19 protein-coding genes are annotated in these 22,396 nt (G+C 62.7%); 10 read left to right on the forward strand and 9 right to left on the reverse strand.

What is annotated here, in order from left to right; translation table 11 throughout:
• Window positions 1-162: 162 nt before the first annotated feature.
• The 3 genes from KTR60_RS22155 to KTR60_RS22165 all read left to right on the forward strand — a co-directional run bounded on the left by KTR60_RS22155 (window position 163) and on the right by KTR60_RS22165 (window position 4,739).
• Window positions 163-1,821 (forward strand): DNA repair helicase XPB, encoded by a 1,659-nt coding sequence (locus KTR60_RS22155; RefSeq protein WP_003940219.1) that lies wholly within the window; start codon window positions 163-165, stop codon window positions 1,819-1,821.
• 102 nt (window positions 1,822-1,923) lie between these two features.
• The gene (locus tag KTR60_RS22160) at window positions 1,924-4,002 is read left to right on the forward strand and encodes a peptidase (protein WP_065351290.1); all 2,079 of its coding nucleotides are present in this window, start codon (window positions 1,924-1,926) and stop codon (window positions 4,000-4,002) included.
• Between the two features lie 74 nt (window positions 4,003-4,076).
• On the forward strand, window positions 4,077-4,739 hold the full coding sequence (locus KTR60_RS22165; RefSeq protein ID WP_007733514.1) for a DUF3239 domain-containing protein: 663 nt from the start codon (window positions 4,077-4,079) through the stop codon (window positions 4,737-4,739).
• A 9-nt stretch (window positions 4,740-4,748) separates the two neighbouring features.
• On the opposite strand, the gene KTR60_RS22170 is transcribed toward KTR60_RS22165, so the two are convergent.
• From KTR60_RS22170 to KTR60_RS22195, 6 genes are read right to left on the reverse strand one after another with little or no spacing between them, the layout of a single operon-like run.
• Window positions 4,749-5,735, reverse strand: a complete 987-nt coding sequence (locus KTR60_RS22170) for an LLM class F420-dependent oxidoreductase (protein ID WP_065351291.1) — start codon at window positions 5,733-5,735, stop codon at window positions 4,749-4,751.
• A 13-nt stretch (window positions 5,736-5,748) separates the two neighbouring features.
• Window positions 5,749-6,981, reverse strand: coding sequence for an MFS transporter (locus tag KTR60_RS22175; protein ID WP_042451237.1), 1,233 nt, complete (start codon window positions 6,979-6,981; stop codon window positions 5,749-5,751).
• The gene (locus KTR60_RS22180) at window positions 6,978-8,324 is read right to left on the reverse strand and encodes an LLM class flavin-dependent oxidoreductase (protein ID WP_228401266.1); all 1,347 of its coding nucleotides are present in this window, start codon (window positions 8,322-8,324) and stop codon (window positions 6,978-6,980) included. Before KTR60_RS22180 ends, KTR60_RS22175 begins: the two co-directional genes overlap by 4 nt.
• Before the next feature lie 31 nt (window positions 8,325-8,355).
• Window positions 8,356-9,228 (reverse strand): ABC transporter permease, encoded by an 873-nt coding sequence (locus KTR60_RS22185; RefSeq protein ID WP_065351293.1) that lies wholly within the window; start codon window positions 9,226-9,228, stop codon window positions 8,356-8,358.
• The gene (locus KTR60_RS22190; protein ID WP_003940477.1) at window positions 9,221-10,042 is read right to left on the reverse strand and encodes an ABC transporter ATP-binding protein; all 822 of its coding nucleotides are present in this window, start codon (window positions 10,040-10,042) and stop codon (window positions 9,221-9,223) included. Before KTR60_RS22190 ends, KTR60_RS22185 begins: the two co-directional genes overlap by 8 nt.
• Complete coding sequence (locus tag KTR60_RS22195; protein WP_047270959.1) at window positions 10,039-11,118, reverse strand: ABC transporter substrate-binding protein; 1,080 nt, start codon at window positions 11,116-11,118, stop codon at window positions 10,039-10,041. The genes KTR60_RS22190 and KTR60_RS22195 overlap by 4 nt, the downstream gene beginning before the upstream one ends.
• Window positions 11,119-11,395: 277 nt before the next feature.
• On the opposite strand from KTR60_RS22195, the gene KTR60_RS22200 reads away from it, so the two are divergent.
• Window positions 11,396-12,358 (forward strand): sigma-70 family RNA polymerase sigma factor, encoded by a 963-nt coding sequence (locus tag KTR60_RS22200; protein WP_065351294.1) that lies wholly within the window; start codon window positions 11,396-11,398, stop codon window positions 12,356-12,358.
• On the opposite strand, the gene KTR60_RS22205 is transcribed toward KTR60_RS22200, so the two are convergent.
• Window positions 12,334-14,055 (reverse strand): FUSC family protein, encoded by a 1,722-nt coding sequence (locus tag KTR60_RS22205; protein ID WP_228401267.1) that lies wholly within the window; start codon window positions 14,053-14,055, stop codon window positions 12,334-12,336. The two genes, KTR60_RS22200 and KTR60_RS22205, sit on opposite strands and share 25 nt — an antisense overlap.
• 187 nt (window positions 14,056-14,242) lie before the next feature.
• Between KTR60_RS22205 and KTR60_RS22210 the strand changes: the two genes are divergently transcribed.
• Window positions 14,243-15,421 (forward strand): acyl-CoA dehydrogenase family protein, encoded by a 1,179-nt coding sequence (locus KTR60_RS22210; RefSeq protein ID WP_047271188.1) that lies wholly within the window; start codon window positions 14,243-14,245, stop codon window positions 15,419-15,421.
• 4 nt (window positions 15,422-15,425) lie between these two features.
• Here the strand turns inward: KTR60_RS22210 and KTR60_RS22215 are convergent, their stop codons facing one another.
• Both KTR60_RS22215 and KTR60_RS22220 read right to left on the reverse strand, forming a co-directional pair.
• A complete protein-coding gene (locus tag KTR60_RS22215; RefSeq protein ID WP_030535343.1) occupies window positions 15,426-16,052 on the reverse strand; it encodes a TetR/AcrR family transcriptional regulator in 627 nt (208 codons plus the stop codon).
• A complete protein-coding gene (locus KTR60_RS22220) occupies window positions 16,049-16,705 on the reverse strand; it encodes a TetR/AcrR family transcriptional regulator (RefSeq protein WP_007733534.1) in 657 nt (218 codons plus the stop codon). The genes KTR60_RS22215 and KTR60_RS22220 overlap by 4 nt, the downstream gene beginning before the upstream one ends.
• A gap of 183 nt (window positions 16,706-16,888) precedes the next feature.
• Here KTR60_RS22220 and KTR60_RS22225 point away from each other — a divergent pair, with 183 nt between their 5' ends.
• The 5 genes from KTR60_RS22225 to KTR60_RS22245 are packed head-to-tail and all read left to right on the forward strand — an operon-like array spanning window position 16,889 to window position 22,392.
• Window positions 16,889-18,445: a flavin-containing monooxygenase gene (locus KTR60_RS22225; protein ID WP_064073971.1), complete on the forward strand. Its 1,557-nt coding sequence runs from the start codon at window positions 16,889-16,891 to the stop codon at window positions 18,443-18,445.
• The gene (locus tag KTR60_RS22230; protein ID WP_228401268.1) at window positions 18,445-19,377 is read left to right on the forward strand and encodes a metal-dependent hydrolase; all 933 of its coding nucleotides are present in this window, start codon (window positions 18,445-18,447) and stop codon (window positions 19,375-19,377) included. Before KTR60_RS22225 ends, KTR60_RS22230 begins: the two co-directional genes overlap by 1 nt.
• Entirely contained in the window at window positions 19,374-20,465 is a 1,092-nt protein-coding gene (locus KTR60_RS22235) for a PDR/VanB family oxidoreductase (RefSeq protein ID WP_007733536.1), read from the forward strand. Before KTR60_RS22230 ends, KTR60_RS22235 begins: the two co-directional genes overlap by 4 nt.
• Window positions 20,462-20,962 (forward strand): SRPBCC family protein, encoded by a 501-nt coding sequence (locus tag KTR60_RS22240; RefSeq protein ID WP_007733538.1) that lies wholly within the window; start codon window positions 20,462-20,464, stop codon window positions 20,960-20,962. Before KTR60_RS22235 ends, KTR60_RS22240 begins: the two co-directional genes overlap by 4 nt.
• Window positions 20,959-22,392: an aldehyde dehydrogenase family protein gene (locus KTR60_RS22245; RefSeq protein ID WP_047270965.1), complete on the forward strand. Its 1,434-nt coding sequence runs from the start codon at window positions 20,959-20,961 to the stop codon at window positions 22,390-22,392. Before KTR60_RS22240 ends, KTR60_RS22245 begins: the two co-directional genes overlap by 4 nt.
• Window positions 22,393-22,396: the final 4 nt, after the last annotated feature.

Here is a 22,396-nt window from a genome sequence, read left to right on the forward strand (position 1 = left end):
TGACGTAGGGGTGCTCGCACTCGGGCACCTCTACTTCGGGCTGTGCGAGCGTCGCCTGTTGGCGTCTGCGCCCCGATACCAGGACAATGGCAGGGTTGGCGTCAGCCGACAACGCGGCGCAACGCTCTGTGGCTGCCGCGTTTGCTTCACTAGGAGGATTCCGTGACCGACGGACCGTTGATCGTCCAATCCGACAAGACGCTGCTGTTGGAGGTCGACCACGAGCGCGCCGGCGATGCCAGGCAGGCAATCGCCCCCTTCGCGGAACTCGAACGGGCCCCCGAACACGTCCACACGTATCGCATCACTCCCCTGGCCTTGTGGAATGCCCGCGCCGCCGGACACGACGCCGAGCAGGTTGTCGACGCGCTCGTGTCGTACTCACGATTCGCGGTTCCACAACCGCTGCTGGTCGACATCGTCGACACGATGGCCAGGTACGGACGCTTACAGCTGGTCAAGAGCCCGGTGCACGGCCTCATCCTGGTCAGCCTCGACCGCGCAGTCCTCACCGAGGTGATGCGACACAAGAAGATCTCGCCGATGCTCGGTGAGAAGGTCGACGACGACACCGTGATCGTCCACCCGAGCGAACGCGGCCGCCTCAAGCAGATGCTGCTCAAGGTGGGCTGGCCGGCCGAGGACCTCGCCGGCTACGTGGACGGCGAAGCGCACCCGATCGATCTCGCTTTCGAAGAGGGCCACTGGGAACTGCGCGACTACCAGCAGATGGCAGCGGATTCGTTCTGGGCCGGCGGCTCGGGCGTCGTCGTGCTGCCGTGTGGCGCCGGCAAGACGATGGTGGGCGCCGCAGCGATGGCAAAGGCCAAGGCCACCACCCTCATCCTCGTCACCAATACCGTTGCCGGTCGTCAGTGGAAGCGTGAGTTGATCGCGCGTACATCGTTGACCGAGGAAGAAATCGGCGAATACTCCGGCGAGCGCAAGGAGATTCGGCCGGTCACGATCGCGACCTACCAGGTGATCACACGTCGCACGAAGGGCGAGTACAAGCACCTCGAACTTTTCGACTCCCGCGACTGGGGACTGGTGATCTACGACGAGGTCCACTTGCTGCCCGCGCCTGTCTTCCGGATGACGGCAGATCTGCAGTCGCGCCGCCGTCTCGGCCTGACCGCAACGCTGGTTCGTGAGGACGGCCGCGAAGGCGACGTCTTCTCGCTCATCGGCCCCAAGCGCTACGACGCTCCGTGGAAGGACATCGAAGCGCAGGGCTGGATCGCGCCGGCCGACTGCGTCGAGGTGCGAGTGACGATGACGGACGCCGAGCGCATGTCCTATGCCGTCGCCGAACCGGAGGAGCGCTACAAACTGTGCTCGACGGCTCACACGAAAATTGCGGTCGTGAAGTCGATCCTGGCCAAGCACCCCGATTCTCCGACTTTGGTGATCGGTGCGTATCTCGATCAGCTCGACGAACTCGGCGAAGCCCTGAACGCCCCGGTGATCAAGGGATCCACCAAGAACAAGGAACGCGAGATCCTCTTCGATCAGTTCCGTAACGGTGAGATCCAGACGCTGGTGGTGAGTAAGGTCGCGAACTTCTCGATCGACCTTCCGGAGGCGTCTGTCGCCGTGCAGGTTTCGGGAACCTTCGGGTCGAGACAGGAAGAAGCGCAGCGACTCGGACGCCTACTGCGACCCAAGCACGACGGCGGTCAGGCTCACTTCTATTCGGTGGTCTCGCGCGACACTCTCGATGCGGAGTACGCGGCACATCGTCAGCGATTCCTCGCCGAACAGGGCTACGCCTATCGGATCACCGACGCCGATGACCTGCTCGGACCTGCCATCGGCTGAGCATTTCTGCAACACGTTGCAGAATCAAATGGACATACGTCCAGTTATCTGTAGAGTGTCCCCTGTCACAGTCGTGTCCATCGGCCGGGGGTCACCAGCACCATGCGCTCAGTTCCACGTCTACGGGGTCGGCTCGCCGGGACCATTTCGCTGCTGACTGCCGCCGTCGTCGTCGCCACGACCGGCGTCAGTGCGGCCGCTCCGAGTCCTGCTCCCACCACGCAGAACTCGGTGTACGCACTTGCGAACGGTTGCTTCGCACTTCGTACGGAGTCCGGCGATTTCGTCCGTCGTGACGGGTCGGCGTACCTCACCGACGTAACGAAAGCCGCAGACGCCGAACCGTTCCGACTACATGCGGCCCAGTTGGGTCGATTCATGCTGTACGGCCCGGACGGGTCGATGCTCTCGCACGACGGCGCAGACTCGGTGCTCGCCACTTCCGAAGCAACTCCGTCCACCGACTGGACCGTGATGTCCACTGGCGAGTCCTTCGTTCTGACAGCGACCTCGAACGGCCGACAACTGATCTCGCGCGACTTGATGCTCACGATGTCCGATCCCGGTGACGTTCCCGAATCTGCGTTCACGCTGATCCCGCGCGACGGCTGCGCCGACTTCCCCGAAGCGGAGGTGGGCGCAAACGGCGTTCCGGGAGAAATCGGACCGAACGGTGAAGTCACCGGATTCATCGACACACACGTGCACATGAATGCTTCCGAGTTCATGGGCGGAAACCTGCACTGCGGCCGACCTTTCGATCCTCAGGGCGTCACCGCAGCGCTCGTCGACTGCCCGGACCATCAACCCGACGGGATACCGGCGCTCCTCGAAAACGTTCTGTCGTACGGCAATCCCTTCGAAACTCACGACACCACCGGCTGGCCGAGTTTCACCGACTGGCCGGCGCACGATTCACTGACACACGAGCAGACGTACTACAAGTGGGTCGAGCGGGCCTGGCGTGGCGGTCTGCGAATCTTCACCAACCTCTTTGTCGCCAACCGTGTCCTGTGCGAGCTGTATCCGAGTAAACGAAATCCCTGTGACGAGATGGAGACCGTCCGGATCCAGGCGCAGCAGACACGCGAACTCCAGGACTACATCGACGCCCAGTACGGCGGTCCCGGCCGGGGTTGGTTCCGCATCGTGAGCTCCCCTGAACAGGCCAGGCAGGTGGCCGCCGACGGAAAGCTGGCCGTCACCCTCGGGGTGGAGGTGTCCGAACCCTTCGGTTGCTCTGTGCGCAACGGTATTTCGCAGTGCACCGAGGACGACATCGACCGCGGCCTGGACGAGTTGTACGACCTCGGTGTCCGGCAGATGATCGTCACGCACAAGTTCGACAACGCCCTCGGCGGTGCCCGTTTCGACGGCGGCGTCACCGGAGTGGCCGTCAACATCGGCAACTACCTGGGCACCGGGGAGTTCTGGCAGTCGGAACCATGCACCGGCGTTGCCGAGGACAATGTGCTGCCCACCAAGGTCGACGGCGCACAGAATCTTCTCGCGGTACTCCCACCCGGAGTGACGCTTCCGGTGTACCCCTCTGGTCCGCAATGCAATTCGCACGGCCTGACCGACCTCGGCGCGTACACGATCCGAGGTTTGATGGACCGAGGGATGATCGTGGACATCGATCACATGAGCGTCAAGACCGCCGAAGCGGCTCTCGATATTCTCGAAGCTGCGAACTACTCCGGCGTCGTTTCCAGTCACAGCTGGAGCGACCCGAGCCTGTACAAGCGGATCTACGCACTCGGCGGATTTGTCGCCCTGTACGCCGGACAACTCGACGCATCGGACGAAAAGCCCGAAGAGCGTGGGTTCATCGACCAGTGGCGGGACGCACGGGCGATGCGAAGCGAGAACTACTACTTCGGTTTCGGCTACGGCGCCGACACCAACGGCTTCGGGCCGCAGGCCGCACCGCGCGGCGACGCCGCAGAAAATCCGCTGCAATATCCGTACACCGCCTTCGACGGCACGGTCATGGACCAGCAGCGCGCCGGCACCCGGGTTTTCGACGTGAACACCGACGGCGTGGCGCAGTACGGGATGATTCCCGACTGGATCGCGGACATGCGCATCGCTGCGGGAGCCGACGGCGACACCATCATCGAGGACATGAGCCGCGGCGCCGAGGCTTACCTGCAGATGTGGGAGCGCGCGCGAAACTAGCTACGCTGGTGGACGGTCCCCGGGCGATCGGGGGCCGGTCCTAGATCGTCCGGCACCACCCGAAGGAATTTTTCGTGGCTGACTTCCAGTTCACCGTCGACAAGGCTCATGCCAAGTCGGTCAACGACACACTGGCCGATGTACGCCGCCTGCAGATTTCTGCGGTGATCTTCGCGATCGTCCTCGCCGCGGTCGGGGCCTGGTTGATCAGCATGGGCGAGGTGTGGTCCATCATCATCGGCGCAGTCCTCGCCATCGGTGCGGCCAGTTCCCTGTGGGTTGCCGTGTGGGCACCTCGCAAGGTGGGAAGCGTCGAATCTCTGTATGCGGACAACCCACTGGTTCCCGCGATCGTCACCGAGGTTCACCCTCGAGCGGCGACCTTGACGGCATTGATCGACATCGCGAAGCCTGCGGCCGGAGCACCGCAGTACGCGCTCGTCAGCCGCAACGTTCGACTCAATCCGAAGTGGCGAGTCGGCGACCGCATTCCGTCGGTCGCACTGCGTTCGGATCGTTCCACCCGCAGCAAGGCTGACACGTGGCAGATGGTCAGTCCCATGCCGATCGAGTGGGGGACCAAGGACTCGGCAGTGCTGGCACGCGCGATCGCTGCTGTCAGTGCGAGCGAGTGGAACTTCCTGCAGAGCCGGATTCCCGATTCCGAAGAAGTTCGCACCCACCCCGATCGCCGGGTTCTGATCAACCCGGCCGATCTTCCTGACTCGCTGCGCTAGCCCCAACGGTTACGCGAGCGCGGGCAGCACTTCCTTCTCGAACATCTCGATTCCCGACGTGTCGTACGCGGCCTCGGGGAAGTAGAAGATTCCGTACTCGAGTCCCTGCGCCGCGAGCGCCGACAGGTTCTCGATGATCTGCTCGGGCGTACCCACGGCAGGCATTCCGCGGAACGCATCGAGCGACGCATCGGCGGCAGCTTCGCCGACCAACGGCGTCAGTCGGGCCTTCAGTGTCTCCAACCGCTGAGCCACCTCGGATTCCGTCGCGCCGATGGCCACGTTGTAGTTGGCCGAACGGACGATGGCGTCGAAATCGCTACCGACGGTGTCGCAGTGCTTCTTCAGGATTTCGGACTTGTGCGCGAAGCCGGCCGGGGTGCCGTCGAAGTTCGTGTACTGCGCGTACTTGGCCGCGATCTTGAGTGTGACCTTCTCGCCGCCACCGGCAACCCAGATGGGAATTCCGCCCTCTTGCAACGGAAGTGGACGGCACAGCGCTCCGTCGACCTGGTAGTACTTGCCGTCGAGCGTCGAGCTGCCGGTCGACCACGCCTGCTGCATGATCTGGATTCCTTCGTCGAGGTGGCCCAGACGCTCACCGGCAGAGGGGAAACCGTAGCCGTACGCACGCCACTCCTGCTCGTACCAACCGCCGCCGATGCCCATCTCGACGCGTCCACCCGTGATGAGATCGGTGGTCGCGGCGACCTTGGCGAGGTACGCCGGGTTTCGGTAACTCATGGCGGTACACATCTGGCCCAGTCGGATACGCGAGGTCGACGCACCGAGTGCGGCCATCAACGTCCACGCCTCGTGAGTCGCTTCTTCCGTCGGCTGGGGAACGGTGTGGAAGTGGTCGTAGACCCACACCGACTCCCACGGCCCTGCCTCCGCGCGCAGCGTGAAGTCTCGCATCACCTCCCACTGCTTCGCGGGGTCGATGCCGACCAGGTCCAGACGCCAGCCTTGAGGTACGAACAGTCCGAATCGCATGTAGCGAGCCTACCTACAGTTTCCCGACGCGCGACCGGGGTGACACCCGCGGAGAGTAGACCGGAATGAAGCGGAACATCATCGCCGCGCCGGCGAACGACGTCGCGCCCAGAGCGGCGAATGCCCACCCGAGTGGGAGCACCGCGGCGAGTAGACCGATCGCGAGCGGCCCACCGAACATGCCGGTGTCGTGAGTCAATCGCCATGCAGCGAGGAACTCGGCGCGTTCTTCGGGCGGGGCGATATCGGCACCGAGGGTCATGATCACGCCGTTGCCCAGCCCGTTGCCGATCCCCATCACGACAGCGACCACGGTCAATCCCACTGCACCCGTCGAGAACGGCAACAGTAGGTACGACACACCGATCACCGTCAGCGAAGGCACCGCGACCAGCCTGCGGCCGTATCGGTCCATGATGTGTCCGGCCGGGTACGAGCACAGCAGGTCCACGGCCGCACCGATACCGAAGATCACACTCACCTGGGCTGCATCCAATCCGAGGTGCAATGCCCACAATGGAAGAACGGCCTCACGCGAAGCGCGGGCGGCGCCCATCAGAAGGGAGCCTGTCCCGAGCGTCGACAGAGCGGCACGATGACGGCGAAGGATCTCCGGGAGCGTAACGTGTCCGTGATCGCTGTTGCCTGCCTGCACCTTTCGTGGCGGGTCGGGAACGCGGGCCATCAGCGCCCCGGCGAGCACGACGCCCACCAACTGGACAAGGAATCCTCCGCGCGCTCCCACCAGGAGAATCACGCCGGCCCCGATGAGCGGTCCCAGGAAGAAACCCAACCGCCACATCGCAGCGAACGACGACATTGCTCGGGCCCGTAGACCGAGTGGCACGGTCTCGGCGAGGTAGCTCTGCCGCGCAAGGCCCCACACCGCATTCGCCAATCCGGTCAACAGTGCGCCGATACCGAGCATCCACGGAGTCTGTGCAAGGAGACAGATCACCACTCCTGTTGCACCCAAGGAACTTCCGCCGATGATCGACCTGCGCTCACCGAAACGCGACACGATCCTGCCGGCGGGGAGGTCACCGAGTACGGCGCCCAAACCACCGAGTGCAACGATCAGGCCGGCGACGGCAACCGAGGCACCCAGGTCGCGCGCGGTGACGGCCATGATGGGGGCAGCCGCACCCTGACCGATCCCGAAGATGGCCGCCGGTACGAAAACCGTTGTGACCAGTGGCTTGAGACCGGCAATCGCCGGCTGTTCCTTGGGCAGTGTTTCCGTCACGCGCTCACTTCTGCCGCGTCAGCGGCCCGCGAAAACCGATTCGCCGGACGATCGAGGCCGTAGTGACCCCGCAGGGTGGATTCCGTGTATTCGGTCCGGAAGATCCCACGCGCCTGCAGAATCGGCACGACCCGGTCGACGAACACCTCGAGCCCTCCAGGCAGATAGGGCGGCATGATGTTGAAGCCGTCCGCGGCGCCCTTGTCGAACCATTCGGTCAACTCGTCCGCGACCTGCTCCGGTGTCCCGGCAAATGTCCGATGCCCACGGCCACCGCCGAGTTTGCCGATCAGTTCACGGACGGTGAGGTTTTCGCTCTCTGCAAGGTCTTTGACGAGCTGGTATCGACTCTTGTTTCCTTGGATGCGATCGATGTCCGGCAACGGTGGCAGCGGGGCATCCAGCGAATACTCGGTGAGGTCGACGCCCACCATGTTCGAGAGTTGGCGCAGTGAGTACTCAGGTGAGATGAGATCCGTGAACGACTGCTCCAGTGCCTTGGCTTCGTCTTCCGTATCCGCGATGAAGGGAACGATGCCTGGCAGCACCTTGATCTCGTCGGGACTACGCCCGTACTTGATCAGCCGCGCTTTGAGGTCGGTGTAGAAATCCTGCCCCTGCTCGAGTGTTCGTTGAGCGGTGAACACGGCTTCGGCATACCTCGCCGCGAAATCCTTACCGCTCTCGGAGGAACCGGCCTGTACAAGCAGCGGACGTCCCTGTGGAGACCTCGGCGAATTGAGCGGGCCAGCCACCGTGAATCGTTGACCGTCATGGTCGATGCGATGGACACGATCAGGATCGGCGAAGATTCCGGTCTCTTCGTCCAGGACAACTGCCCCCTCTTCCCAGCTGTCCCAGAGTCCGAGCGTCACGTCGAGAAACTCCTCGGCGCGCTCGTAACGACCGCTGTGCGTCGGTACCGCATCGAGGCCGAAGTTCGCGGCCTCGTCGGCGCCGGCCGACGTCACGATGTTCCACCCGCCTCGTCCGCCACTGATGTGATCGAGGGAAGCGAACTTCCTTGCGAGAGTGTATGGATCGCTGTAACTGGTCGACGCGGTTGCAATCAGCCCCACCTTGTCGGTGGCCGCCGCGATCGCCGACAGCAAGGTGACGGGTTCGAAGATCGCCTGGGTGTTGTACTTGACCCGCGGGCCGACTGCTAGACCGTCGGCGAAGAACACCGAGTCCAGCTTTCCACGCTCGGCGATTCTCCCCAATTCCTGGAAGTGCTTGACGTCCAGGAGGTTGGCCGCATTTGTGCGTGGGTGGCGCCACGCCGCCTCATGATGGCCGACGCCCATCAGGAAGGCGTTCAGATGAAATTGTCGTTCGGACATGAGTTCGCAGAATCTTTCCGTGAATGTGTGGTCAGGTGGTGACGCGCCAGCGCGAGAGCCGACGTTCGATCAGGACCAGAATCGCGTTGATTGTCAGACCCAACAACGAGATCGCGACGATGCCCGCGTACATGTTCGGGATCTGGAAGTTGAGTTGTGAAGCGGTGATCAGATACCCGAGACCGGCTTTGGCCCCGACCATTTCGGCGGCGATCAGCACGAGAATCGACGACGCGGCTGCCATGCGGATACCCGTGAAGATCGTGGGAACAGCGGCGGGCAGAACCACCTTCTGGAACAGCCGAATCGAGGAGAACCCCAGCGAGGCAGCGGACTTGATCAGCAGGGGGTCCACTGTTCGCACACCGGAGATCGTGTTGAGCAGAATCGGGAAGGTGCAGGCGTAGATCACCAGGGCGATCTTCGATTCCTCACCGATTCCGAGAATCAGCACGAAGACGGGAAGCAGAGCCAAGGCTGCTGTGTTGCGGAACAATTCGAGAATCGGGTTGAGGAAGTCGGAGACCGGGCGGTACCAGGCGATCGCGATTCCCAACGGAATCGCGATCGCGATGGCCACGAGGAATCCGGTCAGCGCACGCGTCAGACTGGCCGAAACATGCTCTTGCAATTGTCCGTTCTCGGCGAGAGTGAAGAATGCGGACACAACTTCGGTGAAGGGCGGGAGGAAGACCTTGTCCACCAGCCCGAGCCGAGGTGCCGCTTCCCAGATCCCGAGGAAGATCGCGATCGCAATCGACGGCTTGGCAATCCGCCAGGCGGTGGAACGAATGTAGCGCGCCGCCTTGCCGCCGGCCTGGCTCCGCTGCGCAATGTCAGGTGTTATGTCGGCCAACGGTTTCGGGGTGGCGACCACCTCCGGCGTCGCCAATGCGCTAGACATGTGCAACCTCCTTGGCAGGATCGAGTTCGCCGGCCCGAGCGCGCTCGACTTCACCGTGCAGCAGCGTCCAGATCCGGTGCCGGAACACTCGGAACTCCTCACCTGATCGCACGTCGTCGCCGGACCGGTCGATGTCGATGTCGACGATCGTCTTGACGCGCCCCGGCCGCGAAGTCAGTACTGCAACACGTTGCCCGAGGTAGATGGCCTCGTCGATTCCGTGGGTGATGAACAGGATCGTCTTGCCGGTGGCCTTCCAGATGCGCAGAAGCTCGTCCTGCAGCGACTCTCGCGTCTGTGCGTCCAGCGCAGCAAATGGTTCGTCCATCAGCAACACTTCGGGGTCGAATGCCAGGCTGCGGGCGATCGCGACTCGCTGCTTCATTCCACCGGACAACTCGTGCGGATAGCGATCCGCGAAACCTTGCAGACCGACCAGTTCGAGGTAATGCTCGGCGAGCTCGCGTCGCTCGCTCTTCTTCACGCCCTTCGCTTCGAGTCCGAACTCGATGTTGTGACGTGCAGTTCGCCATGGAAGCAGCGCGTATTGCTGGAAGACGATTCCCCGATCCAAGCCTGGGCCCGTGATCTGCTTGCCGTCCAGAAGGATTCGACCGGAAGTGGGCGAACTGAGTCCTCCGAGGAGGTCCAGCAGAGTCGACTTGCCGCAACCACTCGGCCCGACGAGGACCAGGAACTCCCCCGGCGCCACGTCGATGTTGATGTCCTCGACCGCGGTGAAAACTTCGTCGGTCCCACGAATGTCGAACTGTTTGGTGACGTGCTCGAGCCGTAGTTTCGGTTCTGTGCTCATTTTGCTGCCTCCAGTGCCTGTCCGTCAGCGCCGCTGTCGGGTGAATACGTTCCGTTGGCGTACGGGTTGAATTCGTTCGTGTAGATGTCCGACGGCTTCAACTTTCCTTCTTCGAGTTCGCCGTTACGGGTGAGCCAGTCGATCCACGTGCTGATCTCGGCATCGGTGATCGTTCCGCCTGGACCGGCGACCCCCGGGCTCTTCCAGTAGCTGATGAGCTTGGTGTCCTCGTTGCGTCCGCGGCTGTTGATGATCGACGTCAGCTTCGCGACCACTTCTTCTCGTGGGTGTGTCTGCGTCCAGCGGATGGCCCTCGCTGTTCCCTGCACGAAATCGGCGACCGCCTCCTTGTTCTGCGCGATGTAGTCGTCACGGAACACCAACGTGCCGTAGGTGAACGAGCCGAACAACGATTCGTCCGTGAACAGCTCACGAAGGCCACCACGTTCTAGCGCGGAGTCACGGAAGACCGAGCCGAGGGTGGCGACGTCGATCTGTCCCTGCCGCAACGCTTGTTCCGTGTTGACCGGCGGAACGACGATCAGTTCCACCTGCTTGATCTCGTCCGGTGTAAGCCCCTCCCGCGCAAGCCATTCACGCACGACGAACTCGTGGTGCGCACCGAGGGTGTTCATCCCGACCTTCTTGCCGATCAGGTCCTTCGCCGATTTGATCGGACTGTCGTCGAGAACGTAGTAACCGTTGAAGCTCTCCTTGTCCGAGCCGTAGTACCCGATGACCGAGGTGATCGGTGAACCCGCGGAAGCCAACTTCACCACCGCACCGTTGAACGCTCCCCCGAACTCGGTTTGACCGGTCGCTGCGTTCTGAATGCTCTGAGGGCCGCTGGTCGTATCGCCGATCCAGTTGAGCTCCACGTCGTTGAAGTAGCCGAGGTCAGCGGCCAGTTCGGGGTAGATGACCTGTCCGGTGCTGCCCTCGTACCGCAGGACGGTCTTGCCGTCGGCGGTCTTGACCACTTCGTCGGAGGAGCCCGAGCAGGCAACGGCAAAACTGGACAGAGTGACAAGAGCGACGACCGCGGCTACCGAGCGCGCGAAACGAGGGCGAATCATGAAGTTGCTTCCTGTAGAAGATGATTGGTTCAGTTCTCGGCTACACCTGTCCGGAGCGCCGTGTGCGGCGCTCGGCACAGGCAGGTGTGGGGAATGTCAGTTCAACGACAACAGTTGAGCGACATGAGCGGGAAAGACCGAAACACGTGAGACTCCAATGAATGTGCAGACAGGATCGAGCCGTGAGCAGTGCCGAAACCATACGTCGGCACCCACTACCTGGGTCAACGGTTACATTCATGCCGGATTTAATGTGTGAGGTCCGTATCATGAGGGCATGCTTTCGCCGACGACTGCGCAGGACTTCGAGCAACACCGTGGCCACCTGACGTCGGTGGCCTACCGTCTCACCGGAAGTTTCAGCGACGCTCAGGATGCGGTGCAGGAGGCATGGATACGCTTGCAAGTCGCACAATCGAGACAAGGAAGCGACCTCGAGATCCGCGAGCTGCGCGGATGGCTCACCACTGTTGTCGGTCGGATCTGCCTCGATCATCTCAAATCGGCCGCGGTCAGAAGAGAAAGCTATGTCGGACAGTGGCTTCCGGAGCCGATCGTCACGCCCGTCGACGCCACCTCGGGCACACCCTCAGCGACACCCGATCCGCTGGAGTACGTCGTGACGCAGGAACAGAATCGTTTTGCTGCCCTCGTCGTCCTGGACACCCTTACTCCCGCTCAACGCGTTGCCTTCGTCCTGCATGACGGCTTCGACGTGCCCTTCGCCGAGGTTGCGCGCATCCTCGACATCGAAGTAGCCACTGCCCGTCAGTTGGCCTCGCGGGCCCGTAAAGCCGCAGCGTCGGCGCCGGTCCCGGTCAGTAGCGAGGAGCATGCTGCTGCCGTCGAGCGATTGGTGACGGCTATCGCGAGTGGAGATCTGAACGCCGTGATCGATGCACTCGATCCCGATGCCGTCCTGATCGGTGACGCAGGCGGAACTACCCGCACGGCCGTCAACATTGTGCGCGGCAGCGATCGTGTCGCGCGGTTCTATCTGGGATTGGCCCGCAAGTACGGACCGGCAGCGGTGTTCTCGATGTCACCGGTTCTCGTCAACGGACAGCTCGGCGGTGTATTCGCCGGCTCACCGGGGGACGACCAGTACCCGCAGTTCGCCGCTCGCGTTGCCGGCTTCACTGTCCGCGACGGAGTTGTGTGCGCAGCCTACGACATTGCGAATCCAGCCAAGTTCAGCGCTGTGCCGATGCTCGATCACACCGAACCCGAACGCAAGTAGCGAGACTCCCATTCCTCGAGGTGTGATCTGGACACCTGCGTGCCGAACCACAGTCGGTGCAGTACATCCGATCCCAGATGATGCAATTCGGTGTGCGTCGTCCACTGCTGCGACGCCCACTCGGGTTCGTTGTGGGCGGCGTCGATCCCGGCCATCGCGCTACCTCGCAGTTCGAAGTCCAGGTCCCGACGAAGCTCCGAAAGCTCCGACCAATTCGCCTGTGGTGCATAGTGCCTCGCGCGAATTTCGGTCAGCAGCTTGAACAGGACGCTACCCGCCCGTTCGTCGACCCAGATCAGAGTGCGTCGATGCGCACCGCGCCCCACCGTCCACAGGACCACCAACGCCACGACGACGCCGATTGCCGTCTCGAGCATGCGGCTGAGGATCAGATGTCGGACGGTCCCGTGCGCACCACCGGCCGCGCCGAGGAGAATCGCGAGGGCGGTGATGAAGATGACGGCTATCCCGTAATTCCGCACCAGGAACAGCTCGATCCCCGCCATCAGGACTGCAAGTACCGCCACCAACCACAGACCGGTCGGACTCCAGGAGTAGATGGCACCCAACAGAATCAACCCGAGGACGGTTCCGCCGATGCGGTGGATTCCGCGATAGGTGCCCAGTATTCGATCCGGTCCTTGATGAAGGACCATCGCCGCGGCGATCACCGCCCAGTCCGGGCGATCGATGCCGAGCAGGACGGTGAGGGTTCCCGCCGCCATACAGGCAATGGACAGCCGAAGTGCCGTCACCGACGCTCGGCTGGACGGATTGCAGGCGCGGAGGAACCGATATCGGATCGTCGGGTCGGGCAGAGGCGGGTGGGCCCCGACCTCGTCGACGTCGAACGCGGGGTCCGCCATGAGCTCCGGATCGTGGTCGTCGGAGATCGCTCTGGCCATCGAGATCTGCGCTCGTTCGAGTTCACGGGTCAACGGGTGGTCTTTCCCGACGATTGCGCCGCGGTAAAGGCACTGCCACGCGTCGTGCAGCCGAAGTGCTGCAGCGTGGCGTTTGTCTCGCGTGAGTTCGGGTGGGGCGTACCTCGCCTGAGCGTCCGTGTACTCCGCAACGGCCGAGACGGCTGCCTGTACAGCGCTGCGTTCGACAGCTCTCGGTGCCCACAGGATTCCCGTCATCGAGACGACCACCGCGCTGATCCCACCGATTGCCGTCCACATCGCGACCTCGACCGGCGGCTGACCGGGAGTGGCGATCACGGAACTGATCTCGGTGGTGAGCAACAGAAAGAACGCGCCCGGTGGACCCAATCGAAGCGCGTCGACGGTGAAGGCGCAGGTCGACACCACGACGGCCATGATCAGCACGACAAAGACCAGCAGCACCGTCGGCGCTCCCTCAGCGATGGCTCGGTGGACGGGCTCACCCACCGATGCCCCGACGAAGGACAGGATCGTCAGCGCCGTCGCAGCGATACCGACTGCCTTCCACCTGCTCCGGTACGGACGACCCTCACCGTAGATCGATGCAAATGCACCGAGGCCGACCAGGAGCGAAGCAGACCCGAATCCGAGCAGTGTGGCGATGGCCGCCGGAATCGCCAGGGCTAGGGCGACGCGAACCGCTCCGGGGTACCTGTTTCCCACCGGCGGCAATCCGAACAGGACGCTGCGCGCCGGCCGCGGAGCCGGGAGGTTGGACTCGTGACCCGCTGATGTTTCTTCGGGGTCCACTGCCCATCCTTCGCGCCGGCCTGTTCGTGTCTGTGTCCTCCCATTCTTGCGGGCGGCCGACGTGGAATTCGAGGCGGGTCCGGAGGTCGATTCGACCACCCCTTTATTGACACTATGTCAACAGTGTGGATGATAGGTGGAGTCGGATCCGCTCGCGGGTCGCACTTCATCGATCGGGAGAATCACGATGACGCAAGGATCTACCGCAACCCGGACCGCAGAACGACGGTCCCCGTGGATGGACGACGAATTGGAGGCCGTGGCCGACCTGGCAAGGAACTTCTTCGCCAAACACGTCACACCGCATCAGAAACGCTTCGCGTCCCAAGGTTTTCCCGACAAATCCGCATATCGAGAACTCGGGGCGCTCGGGCTCGCCGGCATGTCGATCCCCACCGAGTACGGCGGCGGAGGAGGAACTTTCGCGCACGACGCCGTGCTGTTCCACGAGCAGGTCATGGCGGGTGATCATTCACTCCAACTCGGCGTGCACTCGGGAATCGTGCCGCACTACCTCAATGCCTACGCCGATCACGAGCACAAACTGCGCTGGCTACCGAAGCTGGTGAGTGGCGAGTGGGTGGGCGCAATCGCCATGACCGAGCCCGGCACCGGATCCGACTTGCAGAACATCACCACCCGAGCCGTCCGCGACGGTGACGACTATCTGATCAGCGGCGCAAAGACCTTCATCTCCAACGGTCGCAATTGTGATCTGGTGATCATTGCCGCCAAGACCGATCCCAGCCTCGGAGCGCGTGGAGTGTCGCTCATCGTGGCCGAGGTCGATGACAACACACCGGGTTTCGAGCGCGGGCGAATACTCGAGAAGGTCGGACAGAAGGGCCAGGACACCACCGAGCTGTTCTTCGACCGCTTGCGGGTGCCTGCAACAAACCTGCTCGGGGACCGCGAAGGCACAGGGTTTGCCCAGCTGATGCAGCAGCTACTGCCCGAACGATTGATCTGCGGAGTTGCAGCCACTGCGGCAATGGAGCGTGCAGTCGCCCTCACCGTCGAGTACACCAAATCCCGAAACATGTTCGGGCAAAAGCTCTTCGATCTGCAGAACACGCGCTTCGAACTTGCCGAGTGCGCGTCCATCGCTCGTATCTCACGAACGTTCATCGACGACTGCATCGTCAAATACCTTGCCGGGCAGCTCGATGCGACTACCGCCGCGATGGCCAAGTACTGGCTCACCGATCAGCAGTGCGCCGTGATCGACCGCTGCGTGCAACTACACGGCGGGTACGGCTACATACTCGAATATCCCATCGCTCAGATGTATGCCGACGCTCGTATTCAGCGAATCTACGCCGGATCGAACGAAGTCATGAAGGACCTCGTGGCGAGATCACTCTGAGCAATCAGGAATCCGCCTCGCACGCCGGCAGAACGTCACGCACGATGGCGAGCAAACTGCGTACCAGCAGAAGGTGCACCTGTTCGCGGTCGAGCGCTCCCGTCACCAACCACTGCTTACTGGCAGCCTTCGCCAAGCCTCCGTACGCCACGATCATCGAATGAACAGCAGCCTCGCTGCCTTCACTCGGTCGAATCTCGAGCGCATCCATCATGCGTCGCGCAGCAACGTCGTCAGCATCCTGCAGGATCCGATCCATCTCGGGATCACGGCGGAGGTCGTCGGACATGACTGTCGAGATCCACATGTCGCGATGACGCCAGGCGACGTCGAGCCACCGATCGATCACGGCGCCGATCCGCTTCTCCTGGCTCGCCGATCGCGGAATGCGGTCCACCGCCACTTCGGGAATGAAGACGAACCGCCGCACGACGTCGAGATACAACTCCCGCTTGGAGCCGAAGTAATGATTGAGCAGCGGACGTCCGACCCCAGCCGCCTTGGCCAACTCGGTCATCGAGACGTCGGCAAAAGACTTCTCCTCGAAAACCTTTGCCGCGCTGACAATGATCTGCTCACGCCGGTCTTCGGGACCGAGACGCCTTCCGCCTGTGGCCGACGCGGACGTCATTCTTTTCTCGCGGGCGTGCTGTTGACCGTCGCCTGCGCCTCGACCATGAGCGAAATGTGCTCCACCAAACGCTTTCGAGAGATCTTGGAGGACGGGGTGTGCGCCTGATAGATGAACGCGAGGGCACCGAACAGCCCCACCGAATTGAGTTCGGAGTTCGCGGAGTCGGTTGCCTCGCCGCCGTACATCAGCTCGAGCGACGCGGAAATCGGATTCGTGAACTCCGCCATCAATTCTCGCCCTCGATCCCACAGCGCAGGTTCCGCCTGGGATTCGACGAACATGATGCGTCCACGTCGAGGATCTTTGAATACGTAGTTGGTGAAGGCCTTCACCACGTGGCGGATCAGGGCCGACGGTTCGGAAGGCGCCGCCTCGAGAGCGTCCAGAATAGTGTCACGCGCACCGAGAACGACCTCGTCGAGCACGGCGACCAGCAGTTCGTCACGGTTGGCGAAGCTCTCGTAGAAGTACCGTTCGGTCAGCGCGGCCTCGCGGCAGGTCGCACGCATGGTCGCGGCGGCCGCTCCCTCGGTACCCATGATCTGCAACCCGGCTTCGATCAGCTGTGTCCGGCGCGCGGCGCGGCGATCTTCCGGTTCCTGCCCACGCCACCTGCGCGGGCCGGTGCGCCGAGCCTCGGTATCCGTCATGTCCCCATGTTCTCACTGACCGGCAGCGCTCTCGACCTCAGGTTATCGCGGCGACCTCCGCAAGCGAACTGACATCGCCCGATGTCAATCAGTTGAATTCTGACATCAACCGCTGTTGACATCACTTGATGTCAGACTTACTCTTCGTTCAGTTGTTCACGCACCAATCAGGAGGCGTCACACATGGTCGACATCGACCCAACCTCGGGGCCATCGGCCGGTGACGAGGAAACTCGAACTCGCCGAACACGAGTCGTCGTCATCGGAGCCGGTTTCGGCGGCATCGGAACGGCTGTCCGCTTGAAGCAGTCCGGGATCGACGACTTCGTCGTTCTGGAACGTGCCGCGGAGCCCGGGGGAACCTGGCAGGTCAATACCTACCCCGGTGCACAGTGCGACATCCCGTCGATTCTGTACTCGTTCTCGTTTGCGCCAAATCCGAACTGGACGCGGCTGTATCCGCTACAGCCCGAGATCTACGACTATCTCCGGGATTGCGTCCATCGCTTCGGACTGGCCGGTCATTTCCACTGCAACCAGGACGTGACAGAAGCTTCGTGGGACGAGCAAGCCCAGATCTGGCGGGTACACACTGCGGAAACCATGTGGGAGGCACAGTTCCTGGTCGCGGCCACCGGCCCGTTCAGTGCCCCCGCCACACCCGACCTTCCCGGGCTCGAATCGTTTCGTGGTCAGATGTTCCACACCGCGGACTGGAACCACGACCACGACCTTCGCGGTGAGCGGATAGCCGTGGTCGGCACCGGCGCCTCTGCGGTGCAGATCATCCCCAGACTGCAACCGCTCGCGGACACGTTGACCGTGTTCCAGCGGACACCGACGTGGATCCTGCCGCACCCGGATCAGCCGATGACCGGCTGGCCGAGCGCTCTCTTCGAGCGGGTGCCGCTCACCCAACGACTGGCACGCAAGGGACTTGACCTGCTCCAAGAAGCCCTGGTACCCGGATTCGTGTACAAGCCGTCACTGCTCAAAGGGCTGGCCGCACTCGGCCGAGCACACCTTCGCCGGCAGGTGCGGGACCCGGAGCTTCGCGCAAAGCTGCTCCCCCACTACGCATTCGGATGCAAGCGTCCGACGTTCTCGAACACCTACTATCCCGCGCTGGCGTCACCCAATGTGGAGGTGGTGACGGACGGAATCGTCGAGGTGCAGGAGCGCGGAGTCCTCACCGCGGACGGCGCCTTCCGGGAAGTCGACACCATAGTCATGGGAACCGGCTTTCGTATGGGAGACAACCCGTCGTTCGACATCATCCGGGGCAAGGACGGCCGCAGCCTCGCGCAGACGTGGAACGGCAGTGCCGAGGCCTTCCTCGGCACCACCATCAGCGGGTTTCCGAACTTCTTCATGATCCTCGGCCCCAATTCCGTGGTCTACACCTCGCAGGTCGTCACGATCGAAGCGCAGGTCGAGTACATCGTGAGCTGCATTCTTCAAATGGACGAGGGCGGCATCGGCAGTATCGACGTCCGGGCAGACGTGCAGAGAGAGTTCGTGCGCGCGACCGACCGCCGACTCGCCACCAGCGTGTGGAACGCCGGCGGGTGCAGTAGTTACTACCTCGTCGACGGCGGCCGCAATTACACCTTCTATCCCGGATTCAACCGATCCTTCCGCACCAGGACCAAACGAGCCGACCTCGCTCACTACGCGCAAGTACAACCCGTCTCGTCCGAATCACTCACCACTGCCCGAGAAACCGTGAGGAGCCGATAATGCTCGGCATCAACGCCTTCCGAGGCACACCCGTCGTCGCACCGTCCGGCGCGCGCCGCTACACCGACGAAGCACATGCGATCGCCGCCCGTGACGTCGAATTCGACTGGGACGGCGTACCACTGCATTACGTGCCGAACGAACCGATGGTCACCCACGTCATCAACTTCATGCATCTCGTGTTGCCCGAGGGAGAGCGGGCCATGTCCGCAACGCTCGCCGAAGCGCTCCCGCTCATCGAGGACCCCCGCCTGCACGAAGAGGTGGTGGGATTCGTCGGCCAGGAAGCAACACACGCGTCGTCGCACAAAGGTGCACGCGAGCATCTTGCGGACCTCGGCATGGACATGAAACCGATGTCACGCCGGATGGACTGGCTCGTGGACAAGATATTGGGCGACAAAGGATTGACCGGAAAAGCCAAGCACGCCTGGCTCTGTGAACGTCTCGGCTTGTTTGCCGCGATGGAGCACTACACGGCGGTGGTCGGGGAATGGCTGCTCACCGATCCCGCCCTCGAAGATGCCGGCATGCACCCGACGATGCTCGACATGGTCAAGTGGCACGGCGCCGAGGAAGTCGAGCACCGCAACGTGGCCTTCGACGCCTACATGTACGTGGACGGTAGCTACGCCCGCCGCGTTCGCACGGCGCTGCTCGCCAGCTTCACGTTGTTCGTGTTGTTCATCGCCTCGATGAACTACCTCTTCCGGCAGGACCCGTCGAAGGCGAAGGGCCGCCTGTGGCCTCCGCAACTGATCAGCGCCACTCGCCGCGGCCTGGTCCCGAACATGAAATTCCTGATCACCGAGATTCCTCCGTATCTGCGGCCGAGCTTCCATCCGTCCCAGATCGGGGACATGGACGTAGCCATGCGCTACCTCGCTCGCTCACCTGCCGCCAATCGTTCTTCCGAAAAGAGTGAAGGATGAACAAGACGACTGCCGACCGTCCTCACGACGCACAAGACTTCACACCGACCCGGTCGTTGAGGATTGCCGCACAGGCGACGAGCGCATACCGTCGAATCTTTGCGTCAAGTCCTGCAGCGCAGATACTTTCGCGTCCCAACCCGGTCCGCTACAGCGGATTCGACATGACGCTGGACGTGAAGTCCGTCCGGTTCGAGTGCGCAGACGTCCTGAGTGTCACCTTGACCCCGAGGGAAGGAATCACCCTGCCGTCGTGGATTCCCGGCGCTCACCTAGACGTCATTCTCCCCTCGGGAAGGCAACGACAGTATTCGTTGTGCGGAGACCCCGACGACTTGACCTCGTATCGGATCGCCGTCCGGCGGATCGACGAAGGCGGGGGCGGCTCCCGCGAGATACACGAGTCGCTGAAACCCGGAATGGTTGTCGACGTACGAGGGCCGCGGAATGCATTTCCTTTTGTCACTGCTCCGTCGTACCTCTTTGTTGCGGGCGGAATCGGGATCACTCCGATACTTCCCATGGTGCAACGCTGTCACCGCCGCGGAGTCCCGTGGCGATTGGACTATCTCGGACGAACTCGGGCAGCTATGCCATTCCTGAACGAGATCGAGGAGTATTCCAGCGGCCGGGTAACCATCCGACCCGACGACGAGCTGGGTCCGACGGATATCGGAACACTCGTCGCTGCTGCGGATCCCGGTGCCGCGGTGTACACGTGCGGACCGGTTCCGCTGATGAACACGGTGCGTGCGGCAACTTTCGCCGCCAACCCGACCGGATCGGTGCACAGCGAGAGGTTCTCCCCACTCCCGGTAGTCGACGGCAAGGAGTTCACGGTGCATCTGGCGCGCACCGGTCTCACCGTCGATGTGGGCGAGTCCGAAAGCGCCTTGGCTGCAATACGACGCGTACTTCCCGGAGTAGCGTATTCATGCCAACAGGGCTTCTGCGGTACATGCAAGGTCCGGGTGCTCTCCGGGACCGTCGAGCATCGAGACACCCTCCTCACCGAATCCGAACGTACTGGTTCGATGTTGACCTGTCGATCACGTTCCACCGGTGGGTCTTTGGTGGTGGACCTGTGAAGGGAAAATTCTCTCTTTCTGCGGCCGACGCAGCCTTCATCCGCTCCGCTCCGCTGGTGATCACTCACCGGATCGAATCCGAAGCGACATGTGAAAGCTTGTGGCAGACGTTGACCTCGGACGGAGCGCTCACGTCGTGGGCGCACGGGATCACCGGAGCCGACTGGACCTCGGACAGACCATTCGGCGTCGGGACTACGCGAACCGTGCGAGCCGGCGCTTTTGCTGCACTGAACGAGCGATTCTTCCGCTGGGACGAGGGGCGCCGGATGTCGTTCTACGTGGAGTCGGCGTCACTTCCGGGGTTCAAACGCTTCGCTGAAGATCTGGTGTTGGAACCGACTTCGACTGGCAGCCGCCTCACCTGGACGTTCGCTGTGCAAGCGCAGCCGTGGTTCGCCCCCATTCTGACTCTGTCCCGACCGATCCTCCAACGCGTCACCCGCGGCTGGGCCGACGGCGCCGTCCACCACACACTTCAAGGAACTCCACGATGACGGCGACCGAGATCGACACGACCACACAGGCGTCCGACGACACGGTGACACAGGCAGTGCGCGACGCCCGTACTGCTTCCGAGTGGTGGGCAGAACTGACATTCGAGCAACGTGCTCGTCGACTGGATCGGTGGCGAGGAATCATCGCTCGTCGCGCATCCGAACTCGCCGACGTCGTGCACCGGGACATGGGCAAGCCGCACCCTGACGCGATGCTCGAAATCGCCATGGCACTAGAACATCTCGCGTGGGCGTCGAAGAATGCCCGAAAGGTATTGGGCAGGCGCAGCGTCCGCTCCAGTTTGTTGACGGTCAATCAGGCCGCCTCGGTGGAGTATCGACCTCTCGGGGTGATCGGTGTGATCGGTCCGTGGAACTATCCGGTCTTCACCCCACTCGGTTCGCTCTCGTTCTCGCTGGCTGCAGGCAACGCCGTGGTCTACAAGCCGAGTGAGTTCGCACCGGCAGTCGGGCAATGGTTGGGCCGCGCCTTCGCCGAGGTCGTCCCTGAACATCCTGTGCTGCAGGTCGTCACGGGCGATGGTTCGGTCGGCGCGGCACTGTGCCTGGCCGGTGTCGACAAGATCGGGTTCACCGGATCGACCGCGACGGGCAAGAAAGTCATGGCAGCGTGCGCCGAGACCCTCACACCGGTGTTGATGGAATGTGGTGGTAAGGACGCGCTCATCCTTGATGCCGACGGAAATGTCGGTGCCGCCGCGGATGCTGCGGTGTGGGGAGCATTGTCCAACTCCGGTCAAACCTGTCTGGGCGTCGAGCGTGTATACGTGCACGAACATGTCTACGGCGAGTTTATCGACAAGACAATCACTTTGGCTGCCCGAGTTCATGCGGGTCCGGGTGCCGAAGACAAGATCGGTCCGATCACCATGCCCTCGCAAGTGGCTGTAATCCGGCGCCACATCGACGACGCGATGTCGCGGGGTGGACGTGTCGTTCTCGGAGGGCTCGGCTCGATCTCCGGCCAGTACGTGCAACCGACCATCATGGTCGACGTCCCCGAAGACAGCCTCGCCGTCACGGAGGAAACTTTCGGCCCGACGATGACGATCACCAAGGTCGCCTCGATGGACGAGGCGGTGGAGTTGGTCAATGCGTCGCCATACGCATTGGGAGCAAGCGTGTTCGGCAAGGACGGAGCGGCTGTTGCCGATCGGCTCCGATCCGGAGGAGCGTCGGTGAACTCTTACGTGATGTATGCCGCGGTTCCCAACCTGCCACTGGGTGGGGTCGGAGCATCTGGTTTCGGACGCGTTCACGGCCCAGATGGTCTGAAGGAGTTCACCTACGCTCGTTCGACGACTCGGCAACGATTCCGTTCGCCCTTACCACTGACGACGTTTCGAAGGACCGCCCGAATCGACTGGCTGGTCAAGGTTCTCATCCGCGCACTACACGGAAGGCACTGAAGCA

The sequence above is a fragment of the Rhodococcus sp. C1 genome, assembly GCF_020809065.1.
In the GTDB taxonomy this organism is placed as follows: domain Bacteria; phylum Actinomycetota; class Actinomycetes; order Mycobacteriales; family Mycobacteriaceae; genus Rhodococcus_F; species Rhodococcus_F qingshengii.

Bases quoted from the DNA above. Each gene is read 5' to 3' on its own strand.
- KTR60_RS22160 (WP_065351290.1), top strand. From the start codon at position 1,924: ATGCGCTCAGTTCCACGTCTACGGGGTCGGCTCGCCGGGACCATTTCG.
- KTR60_RS22170 (WP_065351291.1), bottom strand. From the start codon at position 5,735: ATGCGATTCGGACTGTTCGTACCTCAAGGCTGGCGTCTGGACCTGGTC.
- KTR60_RS22180 (WP_228401266.1), bottom strand. From the start codon at position 8,324: ATGTCCGAACGACAATTTCATCTGAACGCCTTCCTGATGGGCGTCGGC.
- KTR60_RS22185 (WP_065351293.1), bottom strand. From the start codon at position 9,228: ATGTCTAGCGCATTGGCGACGCCGGAGGTGGTCGCCACCCCGAAACCG.
- KTR60_RS22190 (WP_003940477.1), bottom strand. From the start codon at position 10,042: ATGAGCACAGAACCGAAACTACGGCTCGAGCACGTCACCAAACAGTTC.
- KTR60_RS22195 (WP_047270959.1), bottom strand. From the start codon at position 11,118: ATGATTCGCCCTCGTTTCGCGCGCTCGGTAGCCGCGGTCGTCGCTCTT.
- KTR60_RS22200 (WP_065351294.1), top strand. From the start codon at position 11,396: ATGCTTTCGCCGACGACTGCGCAGGACTTCGAGCAACACCGTGGCCAC.
- KTR60_RS22210 (WP_047271188.1), top strand. From the start codon at position 14,243: ATGACGCAAGGATCTACCGCAACCCGGACCGCAGAACGACGGTCCCCG.
- KTR60_RS22215 (WP_030535343.1), bottom strand. From the start codon at position 16,052: ATGACGTCCGCGTCGGCCACAGGCGGAAGGCGTCTCGGTCCCGAAGAC.
- KTR60_RS22220 (WP_007733534.1), bottom strand. From the start codon at position 16,705: ATGACGGATACCGAGGCTCGGCGCACCGGCCCGCGCAGGTGGCGTGGG.
- KTR60_RS22225 (WP_064073971.1), top strand. From the start codon at position 16,889: ATGGTCGACATCGACCCAACCTCGGGGCCATCGGCCGGTGACGAGGAA.
- KTR60_RS22230 (WP_228401268.1), top strand. From the start codon at position 18,445: ATGCTCGGCATCAACGCCTTCCGAGGCACACCCGTCGTCGCACCGTCC.
- KTR60_RS22235 (WP_007733536.1), top strand. From the start codon at position 19,374: ATGAACAAGACGACTGCCGACCGTCCTCACGACGCACAAGACTTCACA.
- KTR60_RS22245 (WP_047270965.1), top strand. From the start codon at position 20,959: ATGACGGCGACCGAGATCGACACGACCACACAGGCGTCCGACGACACG.